The sequence below is a fragment of the Xenorhabdus sp. IM139775 genome (assembly GCF_028598745.1).
GTDB lineage: Bacteria > Pseudomonadota > Gammaproteobacteria > Enterobacterales > Enterobacteriaceae > Xenorhabdus.
The window spans coordinates 1-18,586 of the sequence record NZ_JAQRFK010000010.1; the positions used below are offsets into that span (position 1 = coordinate 1).

Annotated in this window: 19 protein-coding genes and 1 pseudogene; 8 read left to right on the forward strand and 12 right to left on the reverse strand. The window is 42.1% G+C overall.

What is annotated here, in order from left to right:
- Positions 1 to 192, reverse strand: a 192-nt coding sequence (locus tag PSI17_RS03590) for a recombinase family protein (protein ID WP_273550652.1), incomplete at its 3' end; no start/stop codon positions are given.
- A gap of 551 nt (positions 193 to 743) precedes the next feature.
- On the opposite strand from PSI17_RS03590, the gene PSI17_RS03595 reads away from it, so the two are divergent.
- The 8 genes and pseudogenes from PSI17_RS03595 (at position 744) to PSI17_RS03630 (ending at position 7,740) form a co-directional block, all read left to right on the forward strand.
- Positions 744 to 917, forward strand: a complete 174-nt coding sequence (locus tag PSI17_RS03595; protein ID WP_273550653.1) for a hypothetical protein — start codon at positions 744 to 746, stop codon at positions 915 to 917.
- Positions 917 to 1,327, forward strand: coding sequence for a type II toxin-antitoxin system death-on-curing family toxin (locus tag PSI17_RS03600; protein ID WP_273550654.1), 411 nt, complete (start codon positions 917 to 919; stop codon positions 1,325 to 1,327). The genes PSI17_RS03595 and PSI17_RS03600 overlap by 1 nt, the downstream gene beginning before the upstream one ends.
- Positions 1,328 to 1,746: 419 nt before the next feature.
- A pseudogene (locus tag PSI17_RS03605) lies at positions 1,747 to 2,159 on the forward strand (transposase); the annotation flags it as partial.
- A 91-nt stretch (positions 2,160 to 2,250) separates the two neighbouring features.
- Positions 2,251 to 3,195 carry an IS110 family transposase gene (locus tag PSI17_RS03610; protein WP_273550655.1) on the forward strand — a complete coding sequence of 315 codons (945 nt, stop codon included), beginning with the start codon at positions 2,251 to 2,253 and terminating at the stop codon, positions 3,193 to 3,195.
- 513 nt (positions 3,196 to 3,708) lie between these two features.
- Positions 3,709 to 4,617, forward strand: coding sequence for an oxygen-dependent coproporphyrinogen oxidase (gene hemF, locus PSI17_RS03615; protein WP_273550656.1), 909 nt, complete (start codon positions 3,709 to 3,711; stop codon positions 4,615 to 4,617).
- Between the two features lie 221 nt (positions 4,618 to 4,838).
- Positions 4,839 to 5,900, forward strand: coding sequence for a M4 family metallopeptidase (locus PSI17_RS03620; RefSeq protein WP_273550657.1), 1,062 nt, complete (start codon positions 4,839 to 4,841; stop codon positions 5,898 to 5,900).
- A 231-nt stretch (positions 5,901 to 6,131) separates the two neighbouring features.
- The gene (locus PSI17_RS03625) at positions 6,132 to 7,190 is read left to right on the forward strand and encodes a M4 family metallopeptidase (RefSeq protein WP_273550658.1); all 1,059 of its coding nucleotides are present in this window, start codon (positions 6,132 to 6,134) and stop codon (positions 7,188 to 7,190) included.
- Between the two features lie 313 nt (positions 7,191 to 7,503).
- Positions 7,504 to 7,740, forward strand: coding sequence for a protealysin propeptide domain-containing protein (locus tag PSI17_RS03630; RefSeq protein WP_273550659.1), 237 nt, complete (start codon positions 7,504 to 7,506; stop codon positions 7,738 to 7,740).
- A 435-nt stretch (positions 7,741 to 8,175) separates the two neighbouring features.
- On the opposite strand, the gene der is transcribed toward PSI17_RS03630, so the two are convergent.
- From der to PSI17_RS03685, 11 genes are all read right to left on the reverse strand, one after another.
- Positions 8,176 to 9,666, reverse strand: coding sequence for a ribosome biogenesis GTPase Der (gene der / locus PSI17_RS03635; protein WP_273550660.1), 1,491 nt, complete (start codon positions 9,664 to 9,666; stop codon positions 8,176 to 8,178).
- A 127-nt stretch (positions 9,667 to 9,793) separates the two neighbouring features.
- Positions 9,794 to 10,966, reverse strand: coding sequence for an outer membrane protein assembly factor BamB (bamB, locus tag PSI17_RS03640; RefSeq protein ID WP_273550661.1), 1,173 nt, complete (start codon positions 10,964 to 10,966; stop codon positions 9,794 to 9,796).
- A 16-nt stretch (positions 10,967 to 10,982) separates the two neighbouring features.
- On the reverse strand, positions 10,983 to 11,603 hold the full coding sequence (locus PSI17_RS03645; protein WP_273550662.1) for a YfgM family protein: 621 nt from the start codon (positions 11,601 to 11,603) through the stop codon (positions 10,983 to 10,985).
- Between the two features lie 14 nt (positions 11,604 to 11,617).
- Positions 11,618 to 12,895, reverse strand: a complete 1,278-nt coding sequence (hisS, locus tag PSI17_RS03650; RefSeq protein ID WP_273550663.1) for a histidine--tRNA ligase — start codon at positions 12,893 to 12,895, stop codon at positions 11,618 to 11,620.
- A 44-nt stretch (positions 12,896 to 12,939) separates the two neighbouring features.
- Positions 12,940 to 14,061 (reverse strand): flavodoxin-dependent (E)-4-hydroxy-3-methylbut-2-enyl-diphosphate synthase, encoded by a 1,122-nt coding sequence (ispG, locus tag PSI17_RS03655; RefSeq protein ID WP_273550664.1) that lies wholly within the window; start codon positions 14,059 to 14,061, stop codon positions 12,940 to 12,942.
- A 106-nt stretch (positions 14,062 to 14,167) separates the two neighbouring features.
- Positions 14,168 to 15,244 carry a cytoskeleton protein RodZ gene (gene rodZ / locus PSI17_RS03660; RefSeq protein ID WP_273550665.1) on the reverse strand — a complete coding sequence of 359 codons (1,077 nt, stop codon included), beginning with the start codon at positions 15,242 to 15,244 and terminating at the stop codon, positions 14,168 to 14,170.
- Between the two features lie 115 nt (positions 15,245 to 15,359).
- Entirely contained in the window at positions 15,360 to 15,779 is a 420-nt protein-coding gene (locus PSI17_RS03665) for a fimbrial assembly protein (protein WP_273550666.1), read from the reverse strand.
- A gap of 71 nt (positions 15,780 to 15,850) precedes the next feature.
- Positions 15,851 to 17,029: a bifunctional tRNA (adenosine(37)-C2)-methyltransferase TrmG/ribosomal RNA large subunit methyltransferase RlmN gene (locus PSI17_RS03670; protein WP_273550667.1), complete on the reverse strand. Its 1,179-nt coding sequence runs from the start codon at positions 17,027 to 17,029 to the stop codon at positions 15,851 to 15,853.
- Positions 17,030 to 17,292: 263 nt separating this feature from the next.
- Positions 17,293 to 17,721 (reverse strand): nucleoside-diphosphate kinase, encoded by a 429-nt coding sequence (gene ndk, locus PSI17_RS03675; protein ID WP_273550668.1) that lies wholly within the window; start codon positions 17,719 to 17,721, stop codon positions 17,293 to 17,295.
- Positions 17,722 to 17,893: 172 nt separating this feature from the next.
- Positions 17,894 to 18,217, reverse strand: a complete 324-nt coding sequence (locus PSI17_RS03680; protein ID WP_273550669.1) for a hypothetical protein — start codon at positions 18,215 to 18,217, stop codon at positions 17,894 to 17,896.
- Between the two features lie 135 nt (positions 18,218 to 18,352).
- Positions 18,353 to 18,559 (reverse strand): helix-turn-helix domain-containing protein, encoded by a 207-nt coding sequence (locus PSI17_RS03685; protein WP_273550670.1) that lies wholly within the window; start codon positions 18,557 to 18,559, stop codon positions 18,353 to 18,355.
- Positions 18,560 to 18,586: the final 27 nt, after the last annotated feature.

The following is an 18,586-nucleotide window of genomic DNA, read 5'->3' on the forward strand; positions in this document are numbered from 1 at the left end:
AGCTTGAATCTCTATGTTGTGATAAATGACATCATTTAAAAGCTGTTGAAGAGCATGACGCCCTGAGATAGTCACGCCACTTTTTCCTGCATCATCGTAGGTGTGGGTTATCATCATATTATGCTTATCAGCATAGCTTTTGATAAACGTAGCTTGATTGTGCAATGAGTATTGCTGATGTTCAGTAGACATCCTAAGGTATTAGGCTACTTTAATTATTTGATTTTCATTGTTATTTAAACACATTATCTCAACTCTTTACGGTTTCGAAATGTTTTAGATAAAATAGGGTTGATCAAAAAAAATCAATTTCAATGATTTTAATTCAAAAATATGATTCATCCTGTGTTTATTGGTATAATACTTTGTTTTTATAAAATTTATTGGATTGTATGTCTATAAAATCATTAAAAAATAGTTATTTAATCTTATTGCCATTTGTTAATTTAACCTGAGTTTTGTTTAAGCCGCCACTATGTCATCTTCTTCCGAATAGAAAATATCTGTGGACGATTTTTTTCAACTTACCACGTAGCAATCATAAATAATTTCATGGAAATAACTCAACGAGCTGGATTTATGTTGATAAGTAAAGACGCTATGAAGCCTATGTGATGAAAGCATTGGAAGACTATAGATTCAGTGCCTAATCCCAAGCCACGGATGGCGTTAATTTCGTCTGTTTTATAATCAATCAGTGCTGATGTTGGGGCAAATGGCATTAACATCAGGATGGGCTGTATATGGAAAAAGTTGACGATACCCAAAAAGTAACGAAACAGTTTTATAATTCAAAACGTCAATCTACTATAATATTGACTGGCTCTACTGAAGCTCGTTCTGAGGCATTTAGAAAAGCCTTGCTGCATACACAGACTAAATATGCCGATATTATTAAAGCGACGGAAGATAAGTAATGGATATTCAATCTCTTTCAACGGAAAAAGTTATTGATATACAGAAGTCAACTCTCCCCAATAGCGGTAAACCTGATATCAATAAGCTTGAAGGGGCTTTATTTCGTGTCCAGACATTGAAAGATCACGAAGGAAGTGAAGATGTTTTCAAATTTACAGCTATGTATTTGATAGCAATAGCTAAAGCATATACTTTTAATGATGCAAATAAGCAAACGGCTTTTCAGGCAACCGGTATATTCCTGATACTTAATGGCTTTGAACTCAACGCGTCATTTGAGTTAGTGAAACTAACAATATTGGCAACTATCGGAGAAGCTGATGGCGACAACACAGCCTTTGCACTAAAGGTTTTATCTAATTACCGGAATGACTTGTTGGAAGGTACGATCACTAACGATGGTTCATAACCATGAATCACTACTACTTAATATTTATTATGAGAAAAGTAACCTATTCCGAACTCACGATTAAGCGGCTGTGCATCTGTGCAGTCGCGCAACAATTAGATGAGTTCATTGATGAAAGAGAGAAACCTCGCGGTTAGGCGGCATCATATGCAACGCTTAAAGGCAAAACGCAGCAAGTATCATAATGCAGGTGGTCAGCCCAATAAAACATCAATAGGTATATGTTATCGGACACCTTGCTTATGTTCTTGCTGGATGTGCGCGAATCATCGTGATGTGTTTGGTATGAGCATCAAAGAGATTCGAGATAGAGCCAAATATACTGATTAATCCGAATTCTGGATAAGAAATTGACGGGAAGCCTGTTTCAGGAGCAATGTTTTGGTGCACGCCGAAACAGCTCAGGGGAGGAACAGGCCATGAACAACTTAGTTGAAATTTTCTGCGATGTCGATGACTTTTGCCATTTCTTTATTCCTCAATGGACGCAATTTTGTCTCGACAAGGGGTATCGTCTGCACCGCAGACAAGGCCACATGTATCCCAGTGAGATCATGACCATTTTGATCCTCTTTCACATGTCGCATTACCATGATTTTAAAAATTTTTATCTGGAAAATATGTGGAAATATCATCATAACGCGTTTCCCACCTTGCTGAGTTTTATCCGTATCGGCCCTTCCGTTTGGGTTCCATTGTGCAGTTATCTGACTAAATTAAAAAGAAAATCCTCGTATTGATTCCACGTACTTACGAGTGTGTCACAACATCCGTATTCCCCCGTCATAAAGTGTTTGAAGGGATAGCAAAACGAGGGAAAACCAGCATGGGATGATGTGATGGACGCCCCCTTTTTCAATGGAAAATAGTGCCATCTTTTATCCATCTTTTATCCGATGCACTGAATTTCGGGAGAACATCTCATGAATACGATCAAAGTGGTGGGTATTGACCTCGCTAAAAATGTCTTTCAAGTTTGTGTCTGGATGGAAGACGGTTCTGTTGCTTCGAACCGAAAAATTTCACGACAGAAATTTCTTGATACCATACGGGCTTTTCCACCTGAAACCCTCATCGCTATGGAAGCCTATGCCACTTCTCATTATTGGGGACGGACGTTGCAGTCTATGGGCTATCATGTCCGAATTGTTCCCACCCAGCATGTAAAAGCTTTCAGCCATCATCAAAAAAACGATGCCAATGATGCGTTGGCTATCTGTGAAACGGCCTGCCGGCCCGGTCTCCATTTTGTTCCCATCAAAACCGTAGAACAGCAAGATATCAAAGCACTGCGCCGTGCCCGTCAGCTCATGGTGGAACAGCGTACTGCTCTTGCTAATCAAATCAGGGCCTTTCTCGCTGAGCAGGGAATAATTGTGCCTGTGGGAATTCAGAAACTCCAACAGCACCTCCCTGATATTCTGAAAGAAGGTGATAATGCTCCGTCTTGTGTGCTGCGTCGTTTATTGCATACGCTGTGGGAAGATCTGCAGAATTTGAACGTCAGCATTCATGAAATGGATAACGAAATTACGGCACTTTCCCGTCAGCAAGCAGGGTATGGGCACTTGCTGACTATTCCCGGTGTTGGTCCCCTGATTGCGGCGGCTTTCGTGAGTGACGTCAACGCATCCCAATTTACTCATGGCCGGCAGTTATCAGCCTGGTGTGGTTTGGTTCCCCGGCAACACAGTTCGGGCGTGCAAAAACGGGATGATCCTTTAGGCGAGTGGCTAAGAACACGGATTACCCGATGTGGCCCCATGAAAGTCATCGTTGCTTTAGCTAACAAGCTGACCCGAATTATCTGGCGTATTCTGACAGATGAGGTTGATTATGATATGAAAAAAGCTTTTGCTATCCATTAATTGAATTAAGTGAATTGAAACAGACGCTTTAACCGAGTTTGCAAACACGGATGAAAAAACGGCTATCGGCCCTGCAATAACCTGAGTAAAACCTAGTATTACAGCCGTTATTTTGATATGAACGGTAATCTTATTGAACGCAAAGTTCGAGATAAATCAGCAAAATAATTATTCTAATACCGGAAAACATCAGTGAAATAGTCACCTCGTCTAATTACTCGCTGTGTTATTGGCTTTGATGAGGTGACACAATGGGTTAGCCGTCACCATAATCATTCAATAAAACTCCCGACGAAATTCGTCACAACCTTTCTCGTAAGGTCGGAACGCTCAACGTACTGATCTCGTTTTGTTGATCACAAATTCACTCTTACTTCTTTCTTTTCTTCCACATTGTTCTTATCTTATGTTTTGTTTATAGGTTTGTTCAGCGTTCAATGTATAAACAAACAAAATTCAATCTCGCTATAAATAAGAGTTATTTAAATAATATCAAATGGTTATACTTTAATTATGAATATACCTAATATATATCAAGTTAAAAACTTTTTCCTCTCACTACAGGATCACCTCTGCAAGCAACTGGAACAACTTGATGGTCAATCAACCTTCATGGAGGACGCCTGGCAACGAGAAGAAGGTGGCGGCGGGCGCAGCCGTGTGTTGACCGGAGGCAAGGTTTTTGAGCAAGCCGGCGTAAACTTCTCACATATCGCCGGGACTTCAATGCCAGCGTCAGCCACGGCTCATCGTCCAGAATTAGTGGGTCGCAGTTATCAGGCCATGGGGGTTTCTCTGGTCATTCATCCACTGAATCCCTATGTTCCAACCAGCCATGCCAATGTGCGTTTCTTTATTGCTGAAAAAGAGGGCGAGCCTCCTGTCTGGTGGTTTGGCGGGGGTTTTGATCTCACGCCTTATTATGGTTTCGAAGAAGATGCGATTCATTGGCATACTGTTGCCAAAAATTTATGTCAGCCATTTGGTGATGATATTTATCCCAAATATAAAAAATGGTGTGATGATTACTTTTTTATTAAACACCGGAATGAACCGCGCGGTATTGGTGGTTTATTTTATGACGACTTAAATAGCCTTGATTTTGCTACCTGCTTGACTTTTACACAAGCGGTCGGAAATGGATTTTTATCGGCCTATTTACCTATTGTCGAGCGAAGAAAAGATATCGCTTGGGGCGATCGTGAAAGACAGTTCCAATTATATCGCCGAAGCCGCTATGTTGAATTCAATCTTGTTTGGGACAGGGGAACGCTCTTCGGCCTGCAAAGCGGTGGAAGAACTGAATCAATATTAATGTCCATGCCTCCATTGGTACGTTGGGAATATGGCTATTCTCCAGAAGCTGATTCTCCTGAATCCAAATTATATACTTCATTTCTGATAAAAAAAGATTGGGTATGAGCATTCCTTACTCCTCGCACTGCGAGGAGTAAGGAAGTGAACGGCCATTTTTAAATGTTATCTATCATAATACTGATAAAAATATTTATTATTTTTCATTAGCAATACCCTGCCATAAAAAGTCAATACTTACACTAATGACTCGTCTATTAATTACAGCTAGTATTCAATCCGGGCCCAAAAAACGAATACAACATCTAACAACAATACAGGGTATTATTATGAACAATAATCAAACCAACATATACAGCTTAATTCCTCCATTTGTTCTGGAGCATATCTCTGATGATTGTGATACCTACACTAACCAATATGTCTTAAAGACATTAGGTCATGTTTATCAATTGATGAATGCGCCTGCTGAAGAAATGACTTTTCAACAGGAAATAACAACAAAGGAGAATGATAAACTGCATCGCACTATCTATGATGCCAAAAATAAAGATAATTTCCCTGGGGAAGAATTATCTCGCAGTGAAGGTATGCCTGAGAGTTCAGATAGTTCTGTTAATGAGGCTTATGAGTATATTGGTAAGACTCATGAATTCTATAAAAAAGTATTCGGCCGTAATTCCCTTGATAATAAAGGAATAAAATTAGTTGCGACAGTACATTATGGCGAAAATTATCTGAATGCCTTCTGGACCAGAAAACAAATGGTATTTGGTGATGGTGATGGAAAATATTTCAATCGCTTCACCTCTGCCGTTGATATTATCGCTCATGAGTTGACCCATGGTGTTATCGAAAGCGAAGCAGGGCTGGATTATATCTACCAATCTGGTGCACTTAATGAATCCATCTCAGATGTATTTGGCATTATGGTAAAACAGTATGTTAATGACCAAAAAGTCGATGAATCCAATTGGTTATTAGGCCAAGGTTTACTAGGACCAAAATTTAATCCAGAGAATAAACCTGAGATTGCTCTACGTTCCTTTATTAACCCCGGGAAAGCATTTTCCGGAGATAAACAAATCGGTCATATGGATCAATATGAAGATCTTCCCTTCTTCGTTGATAATGGAGGCGTTCATATATACTCAGGTATTCCTAACAGAGCATTTTATTTAGTGGCAATGGCGTTGGGAGGCTATGCCTGGGAAAAAGCCGGAAAAATCTGGTATGAAACATTGCTGGATAAACGTCTGTCTTCAGATGCCGATTTTGAGGATTTCGCCAAACTGACGATTGATAATGCTGAGAAGTTATTCAACAAGCAAACGTCAGACATTGTTAGTCACGGTTGGAAAGACGTTGGTGTTCTACTTCCTGGAAAATAATTGGATTAATATTAATAAAATATCAATTCACATTTGAAGAGTAACATTCAGATAATCCTTAAATAAATAATAATGGGTTAATGATAGCCCTTTATTATATTTATAAGTTAATATATCAGAGTGCAACAAAAACACCTTCCATGAGTAGAAAATACTACTATTTAGACTAATAATTAATTAAGGATCCTAGAAATAAAAATATGCATAGCACTTAAAAAGTGGGGTATTATTATGCAAAACCATAAAGATAAATTAAACAAATCCGGTATTATTCCACCCTCTTTATTAGAATATGTTATTAAAATTTGTGGCCAAACCGATAAAGCTTACATATTAAAAACATTAGATCATGTTTACAATCTAATGAATAGCCCTGCTGAAATGGGGATTTCAATTCATCGGTATCAGCCTGGTTCTGATAATAAATTAAATCGGACGATTTATAATGCTGAATATCATGACCAATATCCAGGAAAAAAATTAATTTTAAGGGAAGGTATCACTGTGATCGATGATATCGCAGCCACTGAAGCCTATAATTATCTTGGTAAGACATATGAATTTTACAAAAATATTTTTGGCCGTCATTCGATTGATAACCAAGGTCTTAAATTAGTTGCTACTGTGCATTATCAAAAAAATTATATGAATGCATTTTGGGATAACAATCAAATGATTTTCGGTGATGGCTATGCCCCTTATTTTAATCGTTTCACATCCTGCATTGATATAACTGCGCATGAACTCACTCATGGAGTGACTGAAAGTGAAGCAAACCTTGATTATGCCTACCAATCAGGGGCATTAAACGAATCTATCTCAGATGTATTCGGCATAATGGTGAAGCAATACGCGAATAACCAAAAGTCCAGCGAATCTGATTGGTTGATAGGCCAAGGGCTATTTGGCCCGGCATTGAATCCAGATAATGTTCCTAATATTGCCTTACGCTCATTCAAAAACCCCGGAACGGCAAACCCAAAAGATAATCAAGTCGGTCATATGGATCAATATCAAGATTTATCCGTCAGAGATGATAACGGCGGTGTCCATACATATTCTGGTATTCCCAATAAAGCATTCTATTTATTGGCAATAGAATTAGGTGGATATTCATGGGATCAAGCCGGAAAAATTTGGTACAACACATTATTGGATAAGCGGTTATCCCATAAAGCCAGTTTTAATGATTTTGCACAACTCACCGTTGACAATGCTAACATATTATTTGGTAAGAAAATTTCAGAAATTGTGACCCATTCATGGAAACAAGTCGGAACTCTGCTTTGACAGCAGTCATAGCTATCTCATCATTAAAGACCAGGGACGGTCTTAATTATTTTTCCCTACCTTCGATTTCATCAAATTAATCATTTTACTCCAGCCTACTTATACTCGACGTATTTCAAGATGAATTTATTATCTCCCCCCCGCCGCTGGGAGATAATAAGCTGCTGTTATCTTACAAGCGGCAACTTCAAGTTTATCGGGTATACCATAAAAAATTTACATTTTTAGTAGTGACTAATAGGGTTAGTTTAGCTACTATTTGCAGTAGACCAAATATACACCAACACGGCAGCAGACAATACAGGGCGTTACCATGAATAACCATAAAGTAAGAAAAAAAAATATCATCCCCCCCTATTTATTGGAGTATATTGCAGAAACCTGTGATGAACATGATAAAGAGTATGTTTTAAACACATTAGATCATGTAAATAAATTAATTAAGCAATCAATCAAAGAAAATTCCTTAAGTTCTGAAGACGACCCTTTATTATATAAAAATAAAAAACTTTCTACGCCGGAAGGTAGCTATCCTTTATCTGGAAAATAATTTTTTTGGAAACTTTCTTTTAAATAAACCCTGTTCTAGGGAAACCTTATTTTAAGTAATCCTTACTTTAGGAAAACCTGTTTTAAGAAAAATGGTTTTAAGAAAGGTGATTTAAAAAAACAATATCAAGAAAACGAAAGGAGTAATCGGTGCTAAAAAACTTAATCAGGCATCACACTACTCGCTGGTTTACCTATTTTTTAATATAATCAACAAGAAAAGCATCTGAATTATAAAATCAAGCATACAATTACGACATTGATAATAAAGTTATTGCTGGGATCAAAAAATTTGCGAAATTATTTCTATTTATTATGGTTCAGGCTGGTTAAATTACTCTGTATAAATAGAAACAACTAAGAAATCACTAAACCATTATTTAAAATAATAAAGGGCTAAAAAGCCCTTTATTTACATCCGCATTCTTTAAAAAAATTAACGCTTTTTCATATGTTCCATTAAACGCTTACGTTTACGGAGCTGAGTGGCGGTTAATGTATTTTTCTTACCTGCATAAGGGTTCGTTCCTTCTTTAAATTGGATGCGGATAGGTGTACCCATCACCTTCAAAGAACGACGGAAATAATTCATCAAATAACGCTTATAGGAATCCGGTAAGTCTGTCACCTGATTACCGTGGATAACTACGATAGGTGGGTTATGGCCACCCGCATGGGCATATTTCATTTTCACCCTGCGACCCCGGATCATCGGTGGCTGATGATCATCTTCTGCCATGTTCATGATACGGGTCAATAAGGAAGTGCTGACGCGACGGGTTGCACTTTCATAGGCTTCCAGAATCGACTCAAATAAATTGCCGACACCACTACCATGTAGCGCAGAAATAAAATGAACACGGGCAAAATCAACAAAACCCAAACGCAGATCAAGCATATCTTTGACGTGATCTTTATCTTCCTGACTCATTCCATCCCATTTATTGACGGCGATAACCAGAGAACGACCACTGTTAAGAATAAAGCCAAGCAGAGAGAGATCTTGATCAGAAATGCCTTCACGGGCATCCACTACCAACAATACAACATTGGCATCTTCAATCGCCTGAAGCGTTTTAATCACGGAGAATTTTTCAACAGTTTCAGTGACTTTACCACGCTTACGAACACCCGCGGTATCAATCAAAATATATTCGCGGCCATCACGCTCCATGGGAATATAGATGCTGTCGCGGGTTGTGCCCGGCATATCATAAACGACAACACGCTCTTCACCCAGAATGCGGTTGGTTAATGTGGACTTACCCACATTAGGGCGGCCAACAATCGCAAGTTTCAGAGGCAAGGTGGTAGGATCAAATGCTTCCTCCTCCTCTTCTTGTTCAGCCGCTTCCAATTCGGCCTGTTCCATTTCTGCCCAATAAGCCGCGTTAGCCTCTTCTTCGGTTAATTCGACTTCTTCCGTTTCTTCTTTATCAGAAAACGGCAACAACACACGTTCAATCAGTTGTGTCACACCACGACCGTGAGAAGCAGCGATGGAATAAATATCCCCCAGGCCCAGTGAATAAAATTCAGCTACCGAAGTATCAATATCAATACCATCGGTTTTATTTGCCACCAAAAAAGTGGCTTTTTCACGGCTACGCAGGTGCTTGGCAATCGCATGGTCAGCAGGCATCAGCCCCGATCTGGCGTCAACCATAAATAGGACAATATCAGCCTCTTCTATGGCCATAAGAGATTGCGTAGCCATATGCGTTTCTACGCCCTCTTCCGTACCATCGATACCTCCCGTATCAATGATGATGAATTCCTGCCCTTCAACCTCTGCCCGTCCATACTTACGATCACGGGTTAAGCCAGGGAAATCCGCTACCAGTGCATCTCTGGTTCGGGTTAATCGGTTAAATAAGGTGGATTTTCCAACATTGGGGCGCCCAACCAGCGCAACGACAGGTATCATTTGTTTGATGCCTCATAACTAAATTTGATACTAAAAAGACGAAACGGCCCCTGTTACTCCAGGAGCCGTATAATTTTGTGTTATGACATGTGTGTGATTACATACAACGTTAAAACACGTTCTGGTATTAGCGAGTATACAGGTAAACGGTCCCGTCTTTCGCTTGTACCATCAATTTATCGCTGGCAACAACCGGACGACTCAGCAGGCCGGAACCATCAACCTTATGCTGTGCCACAAATTTGCCATCAGCCATATTCAACCAATGCAGGTAACCTTCAGCATCACCAACAACCAGATAACCATTATACATTTCCGGGGCGGTCAGGTTACGGTGTGAGAGATTATTTTGCGACCATAATGTCACACCATCACTCTTGCGCAGGGATAAAATATGGTCATCTTGATCAACAATGAAAATATTGCTGTCAGTGACCACCATATCATTCACCGACCCGAGATCACGTTTCCAGATGATCTGGCCTGAACGCATATCCATTGCCACTAAATTACCGTTATAGGCAATAGCGTAAATAACATTGTCAGAAACGACCGGTGTCATATCGATATCATTCAGGCGATCTATTTCGGTAGAACCGGTTACCTGCGAAATACGCTGCTGCCAAATCAGTTGCCCCTGTGACAGCAGAACAGCACTGATTCGACCATTATCACCACCGACAATGGCGGCACCATAGGCCACGGTAGGCGCGGATTCACCACGAACAGATAAAGCCGGTGTATCCATGTTAATCGACCAGGCCACACTACCATCAGTTTCGTTTAATGCCTGCAACATCCCATTGCCCGTGTGGATCAAGACAAGACCATCACTCACTACCGGGCGGGACAATGCTTCGCCAGCAACGGTTGCTTCCCATGCAACTTTACCGTTCGCTGTATCCAGTGCGATAACTTTTGCTTTTTCTGTTCCGACATACAGGCGCTCACCAGATACCGTCAAACCACCAGAAAGCAGTGCTGGCAAGCGGGATGACAGCAAACCGGCTTTTTCTGACAGATCCGTTGACCATACCTCTTTGCCGCTGTCGATATCAAATGCTTTAATCACACCCTGACGGTCAGCAACATAAACTGTTGAACCTTGCCAAGTCGGTGATAAATGGGAGTAATATTGCCCAGTACCATTCCCAACAGATTTATCCCAAACAATATGCGGTTTGAATTGATTTTCAACCTTCGGTAACGGTGACATTGTTACCGTATCCTGTTCACTTGAACAACCCGCCAGCAGAACAGAAGCAACCAGCCCAACCAAGAGTGTTTTTCGCAGTTGCATTATGAAGTTGGCTCCCTTAGTTGGATAAATTATTAAGTTTAATTTTCATGAAATTTTTCATTACCTGCGGGCCATCAAGCCCAAGCCCTGTGGAATAGGCTGCACGTGCACCCGCGATATCCCCTTTTTTAGCCAGAATATCCCCACGGATATCTTCAACCATAACCTGCCATCCTTTTCCTTTGACCAGCGCCAGCGTTTTCAATGCAGCCTCTATTTTATCTTCTGCTAATTGAACGCGAGCCAGACGAAGGTTGGAGAGAGCCTGCATGTTCTCATCTTTGGCTTTACCGGATGCCGCCAGCAAATTTTTCTCTGCCTGAGCCAGATCATTTTGGGCAACCGCCTGCTTTGCCAGTTCCAGATCAGCCATGACGCCGTAGACATTATTCGTTTCATTCGCGAATTTTTCTACCGCAGCAACACCTTCTTTCGACCCCGGCGCCAATGATTTGTTCAACTCTTCAAATGTTGCCGCCGTATCATGTAATTGGTTTGTCTGATGAGTCTGCCAATAACGCCAACCAATCAAAGCACCAATGCCGAGCACTAGACCAACGGCAAGGTATTTCCCGTTGGTAGAGAAAAAACGCTTTATCGCGTCAATTTGTTCGTTTTCAGTGGTATAGACTTGCACTAGAGTCTCTCTCCTTAACCTAACAGTTCGCTCAAACGCGCTGCAACTGTTTGTTGTGGCAATGTTTCTTGTTCACCGTTTCGTAAATCTTTCACTGTAATATTGCCGGCCTGAATTTCATCTTCCCCAAGGATCAAGGCCACCTTGGCACCGTGTTTATCCGCGCGCGTCAACTGTTTCTTAAAGTTACCGCCGCCATGGTTGGTCATCAGACGCAATTCAGGCAGTTGATCACGGATTTTTTCTGCCAATATCAATGCAGCTTGCTGGCTGCCTTCACCAAAGGAAGAGAGATAAACATCAGCAACGGTCAGATCAGCAACAAAATCAGGATTGACTTCCTGCACTAACAGGACCATGCGTTCCATGCCCATCGCAAAACCCACGGCCGGTGTTGCCTTACCGCCCAATTGTTCAACCAAGCCATCATAACGCCCACCGGCACAGATGGTTCCCTGCGCACCCAATGCCGATGTTACCCATTCAAAAACAGTACGGTTGTAGTAATCAAGACCACGAACCAGACGTTGGTTGATGCGGTATTTGATACCCGCGCTATCCAGTATCTGACACAGCCCATCAAAGTGTGCTTTTGATTCAGCATCAAGATAATCAAACAACGCCGGGGCATCATTCAGGAGTTGCTGAATGTCCGGGTTTTTAGAGTCCAATACCCGCAGCGGGTTGGTATACATGCGACGCAGGCAATCCTCGTCCAACTTATCTTGGTGTTGTTCAAGGAACGCCACCAGTGCTTCTCGGTAATTGGCACGGGCTTCTAGTGAACCAATGGAGTTCAATTCAAGTGTTACGTGATCAGCAATGCCGAGTTCACGCCACCAACGTGCTGTCATTAAAATGAGTTCAGCATCAATATCCGGCCCTTGCAGACCAAACACTTCCGCCCCTAACTGATGAAATTGACGGTAGCGGCCTTTTTGTGGGCGCTCATAACGGAACATCGGCCCGATATACCATAAGCGCTGTTCCTGATTGTACAGCAAACCATGCTGAATACCGGCACGGACACATCCCGCGGTATTTTCCGGGCGCAGGGTCAAACTTTCACCATTGCGATCATCAAAGGTATACATCTCTTTTTCGACAACATCAGTGACTTCCCCAATTGCCCGCTTGAATAACGGGGTCTGCTCTACAATCGGCGTCCGAATTTCGCTAAAGCCATAGCCCGACAGCACACGCTTGATCGTAGATTCAACTCGTTGCCAGATGGCGGTTTCAACAGGAAGGCAGTCATTCATGCCACGAATAGCTGGGATATTTTTTGTCACGTTTTATCTCTTATTAATATTTATACAATGCCGTCGATGATAAATCACTCATCAAGCTGATTGATGCTGATTCGGTTATTGGCATCAAGGATAGCTGCCTTCGCCCGAATTTTCGCTTCAAGTTGATCAATCAGGTTGTTATTGTCAAGGCGCTCCCTTTGACGAAGGCCATCTTCGTAAAAGCCGCTTTTTGTTTTCGCCCCCGTTACACCAAGCGTGGAAACTTCAGCTTCTCCTGGGCCATTCACGACGCAGCCAATGATAGAAACATCCATCGGTGTGATTAAGTCTTCAAGACGCTGCTCAAGCGCATTCACTGTACCGATAACGTCAAATTCCTGACGCGAACATGTTGGGCAGGCAATGAAATTAATCCCCCTTGAGCGAATACGCAATGCTTTCAGAATATCAAAACCGACTTTAACTTCTTCTACCGGATCGGCAGCCAATGAGATGCGCAGCGTATCGCCGATGCCTTCTGACAATAAGATGCCAAGACCAATTGAAGATTTCACTGCACCAGCACGGGCTCCGCCGGCTTCAGTAATCCCCAGGTGCAGCGGTTGATCAATTTTTTGCGCCAGTAAACGATATGCCCCCACCGCCAGGAAAACGTCAGATGCCTTGACGCTCACCTTAAATTGGTTAAAGTTCAGGCGGTCAAGAATATCCACATGACGCATCGCCGATTCCACTAACGCTTCTGGTGTGGGTTCGCCATATTTTTCCTGTAGATCTTTTTCCAGCGAACCCCCATTGACCCCAATGCGAATAGGAATGTTATGGTGGCGGGCACAATCCACAACCTGACGGATACGCTCTTCGTTACCAATATTACCGGGATTGATGCGCAGACAGTCAACACCATATTCTGCGACTTTCAATGCAATGCGATAATCGAAATGAATATCGGCAACAAGAGGAACATTGACCTGCTGTTTGATGGATTTGAATGCTTCGGCCGCATCCATTGTTGGAACAGAAACCCGAACGATATCAACCCCTACACGCTCCAGTGCCCGAATTTGATTAACTGTCGCCCCAACATCAGTTGTCCGTGTGTTAGTCATTGATTGCACTGCAATTGGCGCGCCATCCCCGACAGGTACATTACCGACATAAATACGTGTAGATTGACGTCTTTTTATCGGTGATTCATTATGCATTGTTACATTACTCCCCTACATCCCTGTATTTTGTTTATAAAAATTACAACCATGCTGTGGTGAATAATTGCTGTAGTGAATAATTCCGCCAAAACAGTTAACAAGTTTATTTCAGTGTCAGTTTAGCGCTGATGCCTTTCTTCACAAAGAAACTCAGATCCACTGGTTTGCCCTGAAACTGCACCTTAACTTCGGAAGGTGCACCAATATTCACGGAGTAAGGCAAGTTGCCGGCAAGCCTCAGGTTGTCCCCTTTCTTTTTTATGCCACTGAACAATGACTTCCCTTTGGCATCTTTGACTGCCACCCAGCATTCGCCGCTAAAATCCATCACTAATTCATTGTTGCCCGCAGCGCTGACACTGTTTACATCAGTCGATGACGGACTCACAACGGCATTATTCGCCCCTGCGCTGATATTTTCTGTTGTTGCGCTTGTGGCTGATTGACTAACAGACAGAGGTGCGGTTTTAGGCGGTATTGTTTTAGACGGTATTGTTGTAGATGAAGTGACTGTCGAGCGTATGGCAGCAGATGCAGGCACGCTGGAAGAAGATGCCAGCGTATTGCTGTTAACTCCGCTGCCATTCGCGGCTGGTGATGTTTTCTCTAGGGAAGCATCACCTTGAACTGCCGCTACGGATTGATTTCCTTTAAGAGGCGCAGAGACATTATTCCCCCCAGTGCTTGATGCCACAAGGTTATCAGAACCGGTTGCCTGCTCATGCGGGGACGTTGATTGTGCGGCCATTGAAGACAGTTCTGTTTGTTGTACTTTATAGTTCTGCCACCACCACAGGACTGTCATTCCCAATAATATAATGATAACAACCCATGTTATCTTCATTAACCATCCATCACGCTTCTTGCGTTTTTTCCCCGCCGAAAAACTTTGCATAGGAGACGTTTTTATCGCCTTGGAGGGGATCTGTTTATCCAAGGTGCTTAAGATTTCAGATTCAGGCACTTGAACCAATTTTGCATAGGCACGAATATATCCACGCAAAAACGTCGGAGAAATATTTGACGAGATATTATCTTCTTCAATATCACGAACAGTGGACAGTTTAAGACACAAGCGGTCTGCCACAGTTTGCTGAGAAAGCTCATGTTTTTCACGAGCCTGACGCAGAATCTGACCGGTTGTCAGATTGGCTTCTTCTGGATAAATTTCAGTCTTCATTAGCAAGGGACACTGGTACTGTTCTGGGTTAAAGAATTTACGCAAATTAAATGAATAGAAATGTCATTCAATTTGCGTAGCGAAATCACCTAACAACTGCGCCAAGCGCAGAAAATCATCGATCACAGTGATAATGACTTGTATTGCCTTCCTTATTTTCCTTGATCAATTGTTCAGCTTTTTCATACTGCTTTTGTTCACAAAGAAATATAGAGTAGTGGTGTACTACGGTATCACTTCTGACCGCATACTGCATAGCCATTCTATAATGCTGACTGGCGGTTTCTGGCCGACCTGCATATTGTTCATGCAGTGCCATGCCAAGGTGTGCCTCTGGGTGACGAGGCTCCGCCAGCAAGATTTTTTGAAAATGATATTTAGCGGCCGGTAAATTCCGTTCCGCTAAATAAGCCTTCCCTAACTGCAATCGTGTCTCGGTGGCAACAACCTGATGGGTGCGATGCGTTGCCTGCTCTGCACACCCCGTTAACAGGCCAAGACAAACTATAGACCAAATTATTGATTTCCGTATCATACCATTTTCATTTATAAGGATATGTTAAACATCGCCAAATTTTTAGCCATTAATCAAGATTAAACAAAAAATTAGACTGTTTTTACCTGAATAGGTTCACCTGCCAGACGTTTTTTCAATGTCCGTTTTGTTCTATCAATCACTTCACCGGCAAGCTGGCCACATGCAGCATCGATATCATCTCCCCTCGTTTTCCGCACGATGGTGGTAAAACCATGTCCCATCAATACTTTAGAAAAACGATCGATTCGGCTGTTCGAGCTGCGCCCATAAGGTGCCCCCGGGAACGGGTTCCACGGAATCAGGTTGATTTTACTTGGGGTGTCTTTCAGGCATTCGGCCAATTGATGCGCCTGCTCAACGCTGTCATTGACATGATCAAGCATCACATACTCCACTGTGACACGCCCCTGATTCGCGTTGGATTTTGCCAGATAGCGGCGCACGCCTGCCAGAAATTCTTCAATATTGTACTTGCGGTTAATGGGCACAATTTCATCACGAATATCGTCAGTCGGTGCGTGCAAGGAAATTGCCAGTGCGACATCGATCATATCACCCAGTTTATCCAAGGCAGGAACAACACCGGAAGTTGACAAGGTCACACGACGTTTTGACAGGCCAAAGCCGAAGTCATCCATCATAATTTCCATTGCCGGTACGACATGGTTCAAATTGAGCAATGGCTCACCCATTCCCATCATGACCACGTTGGTAATAGGGCGACGGCCGCTGGATTTCAGTGAACCGATAATCTTGGCGGCACGCCAGACCTGACCAATAATTTCCGAGACTCGCAGGTTACGGTTAAAACCCTGTTGAGCCGTAGAACAAAATTTACACTCTAAAGCACATCCCACCTGAGATGAAACACACAGTGTCGCGCGATCATCTTCTGGGATATAAACCGTTTCAACCTGTTGATCACCAACCGTTATCGCCCATTTGATCGTGCCATCAGAAGATCGCTGCTCTTCTGCGACTTCCGGCGCCCTGATTTCAGCAACTTGTTGCAATTTCGCCCTGAGCACTTTGTTGATATCGGTCATCTGCTCAAAATCGTCATAACAATAATGGTAAATCCATTTCATGACCTGATCGGCACGAAACGGTTTTTCTCCCATATCGATAAAGAACTGACGCATTTGTTTACGGTTAAGGTCGAGCAGATTGATTTTACCGTTTTTCTTTTCAGGCGTGACAGATACGGCGGAGGTTGAAGGTGGTACGGTTTCGTTAAGTTGGGACATTGTTACATCGCCTCGTTGTTACACTTTCGGCTCTATGCTGATCTGATGTCAGCACTAAGTTTTCATGCGGTGACTGCCAATTCAATAATCATTCTTTTCAACCAGATCGAATTCAATCCACCGGGCCATCTTAAATGAACATTGAAATAAAATAATAAACGCCCCACTAAATCAAATCAGTGGGGCGCATCATTGTACAAACTTTACTGTTTATATGCTACTGAGTGTTTATTGCTGTTTAAAAATAGATACTGCCAATAACGTTAGAAACGCGGGAAGATTTCTTCGTCACTGAAAAAGTAAGCAATTTCGCGCGTTGCCGATTCAACAGAGTCTGAACCGTGAACCGCATTTTCAGTAAAGCTGTCTGCATAGTCTGCACGCAGAGTGCCGGCCAGCGCATTATCAGGATTAGTGGCTCCCATCAGATCACGGTGGCGTTGAACGGCGTTTTCACCTTCCAGAACTTGAACCATAATTGGGCCAGAAGTCATAAACGCCACCAGACCATCAAAGAAGGGACGGCCTTTGTGTTCAGCATAAAAACCTTCCGCTTGTTCGCGGGTTAAATGCAGCATTTTAGCGGCAATAATTTTAAACCCTGCGCTTTCAAAGCGGGCATAAATAGAACCGATAACATCTTTTTTCACTGCATTGGGTTTAATAATGGAAAAAGTACGTTCAATTGTCATTAAGGTAACCTCTTTGGCGCTGAAACTCTACCCTGCCTCTGACAGGAATAAAAAATAGGCGTTGATTATAGGGGGAGAGTTTCGGCTTGCCTACAAAAAACATAACATTTTATTAAAGCTTTCTTAGCGAAAATTATCATTTTTTAGCATAAATCACATTTTCGCTCCGTTATTATAAAACCTTTTCGGTTACGCACTGAATAAAAGGCTTAACTTCTTCTGCCCTTTCCTGACTGATATCCCGTTTACTTTCATCAGAAACCTGAAATTTCCCTGTGAATTTTTCTTTGGTATCCGGGATTGTTTTATCCGACGTACCAATAATGCTGATAGTATATTTATGCCCAGCCGGCAGTAGATCGGTGCATTCTCTCAATATTCCCTGACGAGAAGTACCTTGTTCTGTGATTTTTCGCTGATCAGTGGCTGATGTATCAGCAAGCGAAACAGGAATATAGAATACGCCCAGCAGCAATGTATATGAAAAAATTTTCATTTTTTTCCTCACTCAATGAAATTTCAAAATTGTCGATCACGTCCTTACTCCGCGTGTAACGGGGAATAAAGACGATTCATCATGCAGAAAACCTATTTAATTACATTGAATTAATCACAAATATAAGTATTTTTTCTAATCGTCTTTGAATTCCAATATATCCCCCGGCTGGCAATCCAAATATTGGCAAATAGCATTCAAGGTAGAAAATCGAATACCTTTAATTTTTCCGGTTTTCAACAGCGAAAGGTTCTGTTCAGTAATACCAATGGCTTGGGCTAAATCTTTAGATTTCACTTTTCGCTTTGCCATAATCACATCCAGATTGATAAGAATTGCCACGGTATTTCCTTCAGGGCGAGAGCGTGA

Excerpts from the sequence above, each read along its gene's own strand:
- PSI17_RS03665 (WP_273550666.1), bottom strand. The coding sequence starts at position 15,779 with ATGATACGGAAATCAATAATTTGGTCTATAGTTTGTCTTGGCCTGTTA.
- ispG (WP_273550664.1), bottom strand. The coding sequence starts at position 14,061 with ATGCATAATGAATCACCGATAAAAAGACGTCAATCTACACGTATTTAT.
- der (WP_273550660.1), bottom strand. The coding sequence starts at position 9,666 with ATGATACCTGTCGTTGCGCTGGTTGGGCGCCCCAATGTTGGAAAATCC.
- PSI17_RS03620 (WP_273550657.1), top strand. The coding sequence starts at position 4,839 with ATGAACAATAATCAAACCAACATATACAGCTTAATTCCTCCATTTGTT.
- PSI17_RS03670 (WP_273550667.1), bottom strand. The coding sequence starts at position 17,029 with ATGTCCCAACTTAACGAAACCGTACCACCTTCAACCTCCGCCGTATCT.
- PSI17_RS03595 (WP_273550653.1), top strand. The coding sequence starts at position 744 with ATGGAAAAAGTTGACGATACCCAAAAAGTAACGAAACAGTTTTATAAT.
- PSI17_RS03600 (WP_273550654.1), top strand. The coding sequence starts at position 917 with ATGGATATTCAATCTCTTTCAACGGAAAAAGTTATTGATATACAGAAG.
- hemF (WP_273550656.1), top strand. The coding sequence starts at position 3,709 with ATGAATATACCTAATATATATCAAGTTAAAAACTTTTTCCTCTCACTA.
- ndk (WP_273550668.1), bottom strand. The coding sequence starts at position 17,721 with ATGACAATTGAACGTACTTTTTCCATTATTAAACCCAATGCAGTGAAA.
- rodZ (WP_273550665.1), bottom strand. The coding sequence starts at position 15,244 with ATGAAGACTGAAATTTATCCAGAAGAAGCCAATCTGACAACCGGTCAG.
- PSI17_RS03625 (WP_273550658.1), top strand. The coding sequence starts at position 6,132 with ATGCAAAACCATAAAGATAAATTAAACAAATCCGGTATTATTCCACCC.
- PSI17_RS03610 (WP_273550655.1), top strand. The coding sequence starts at position 2,251 with ATGAATACGATCAAAGTGGTGGGTATTGACCTCGCTAAAAATGTCTTT.
- PSI17_RS03680 (WP_273550669.1), bottom strand. The coding sequence starts at position 18,217 with ATGAAAATTTTTTCATATACATTGCTGCTGGGCGTATTCTATATTCCT.
- bamB (WP_273550661.1), bottom strand. The coding sequence starts at position 10,966 with ATGCAACTGCGAAAAACACTCTTGGTTGGGCTGGTTGCTTCTGTTCTG.
- PSI17_RS03630 (WP_273550659.1), top strand. The coding sequence starts at position 7,504 with ATGAATAACCATAAAGTAAGAAAAAAAAATATCATCCCCCCCTATTTA.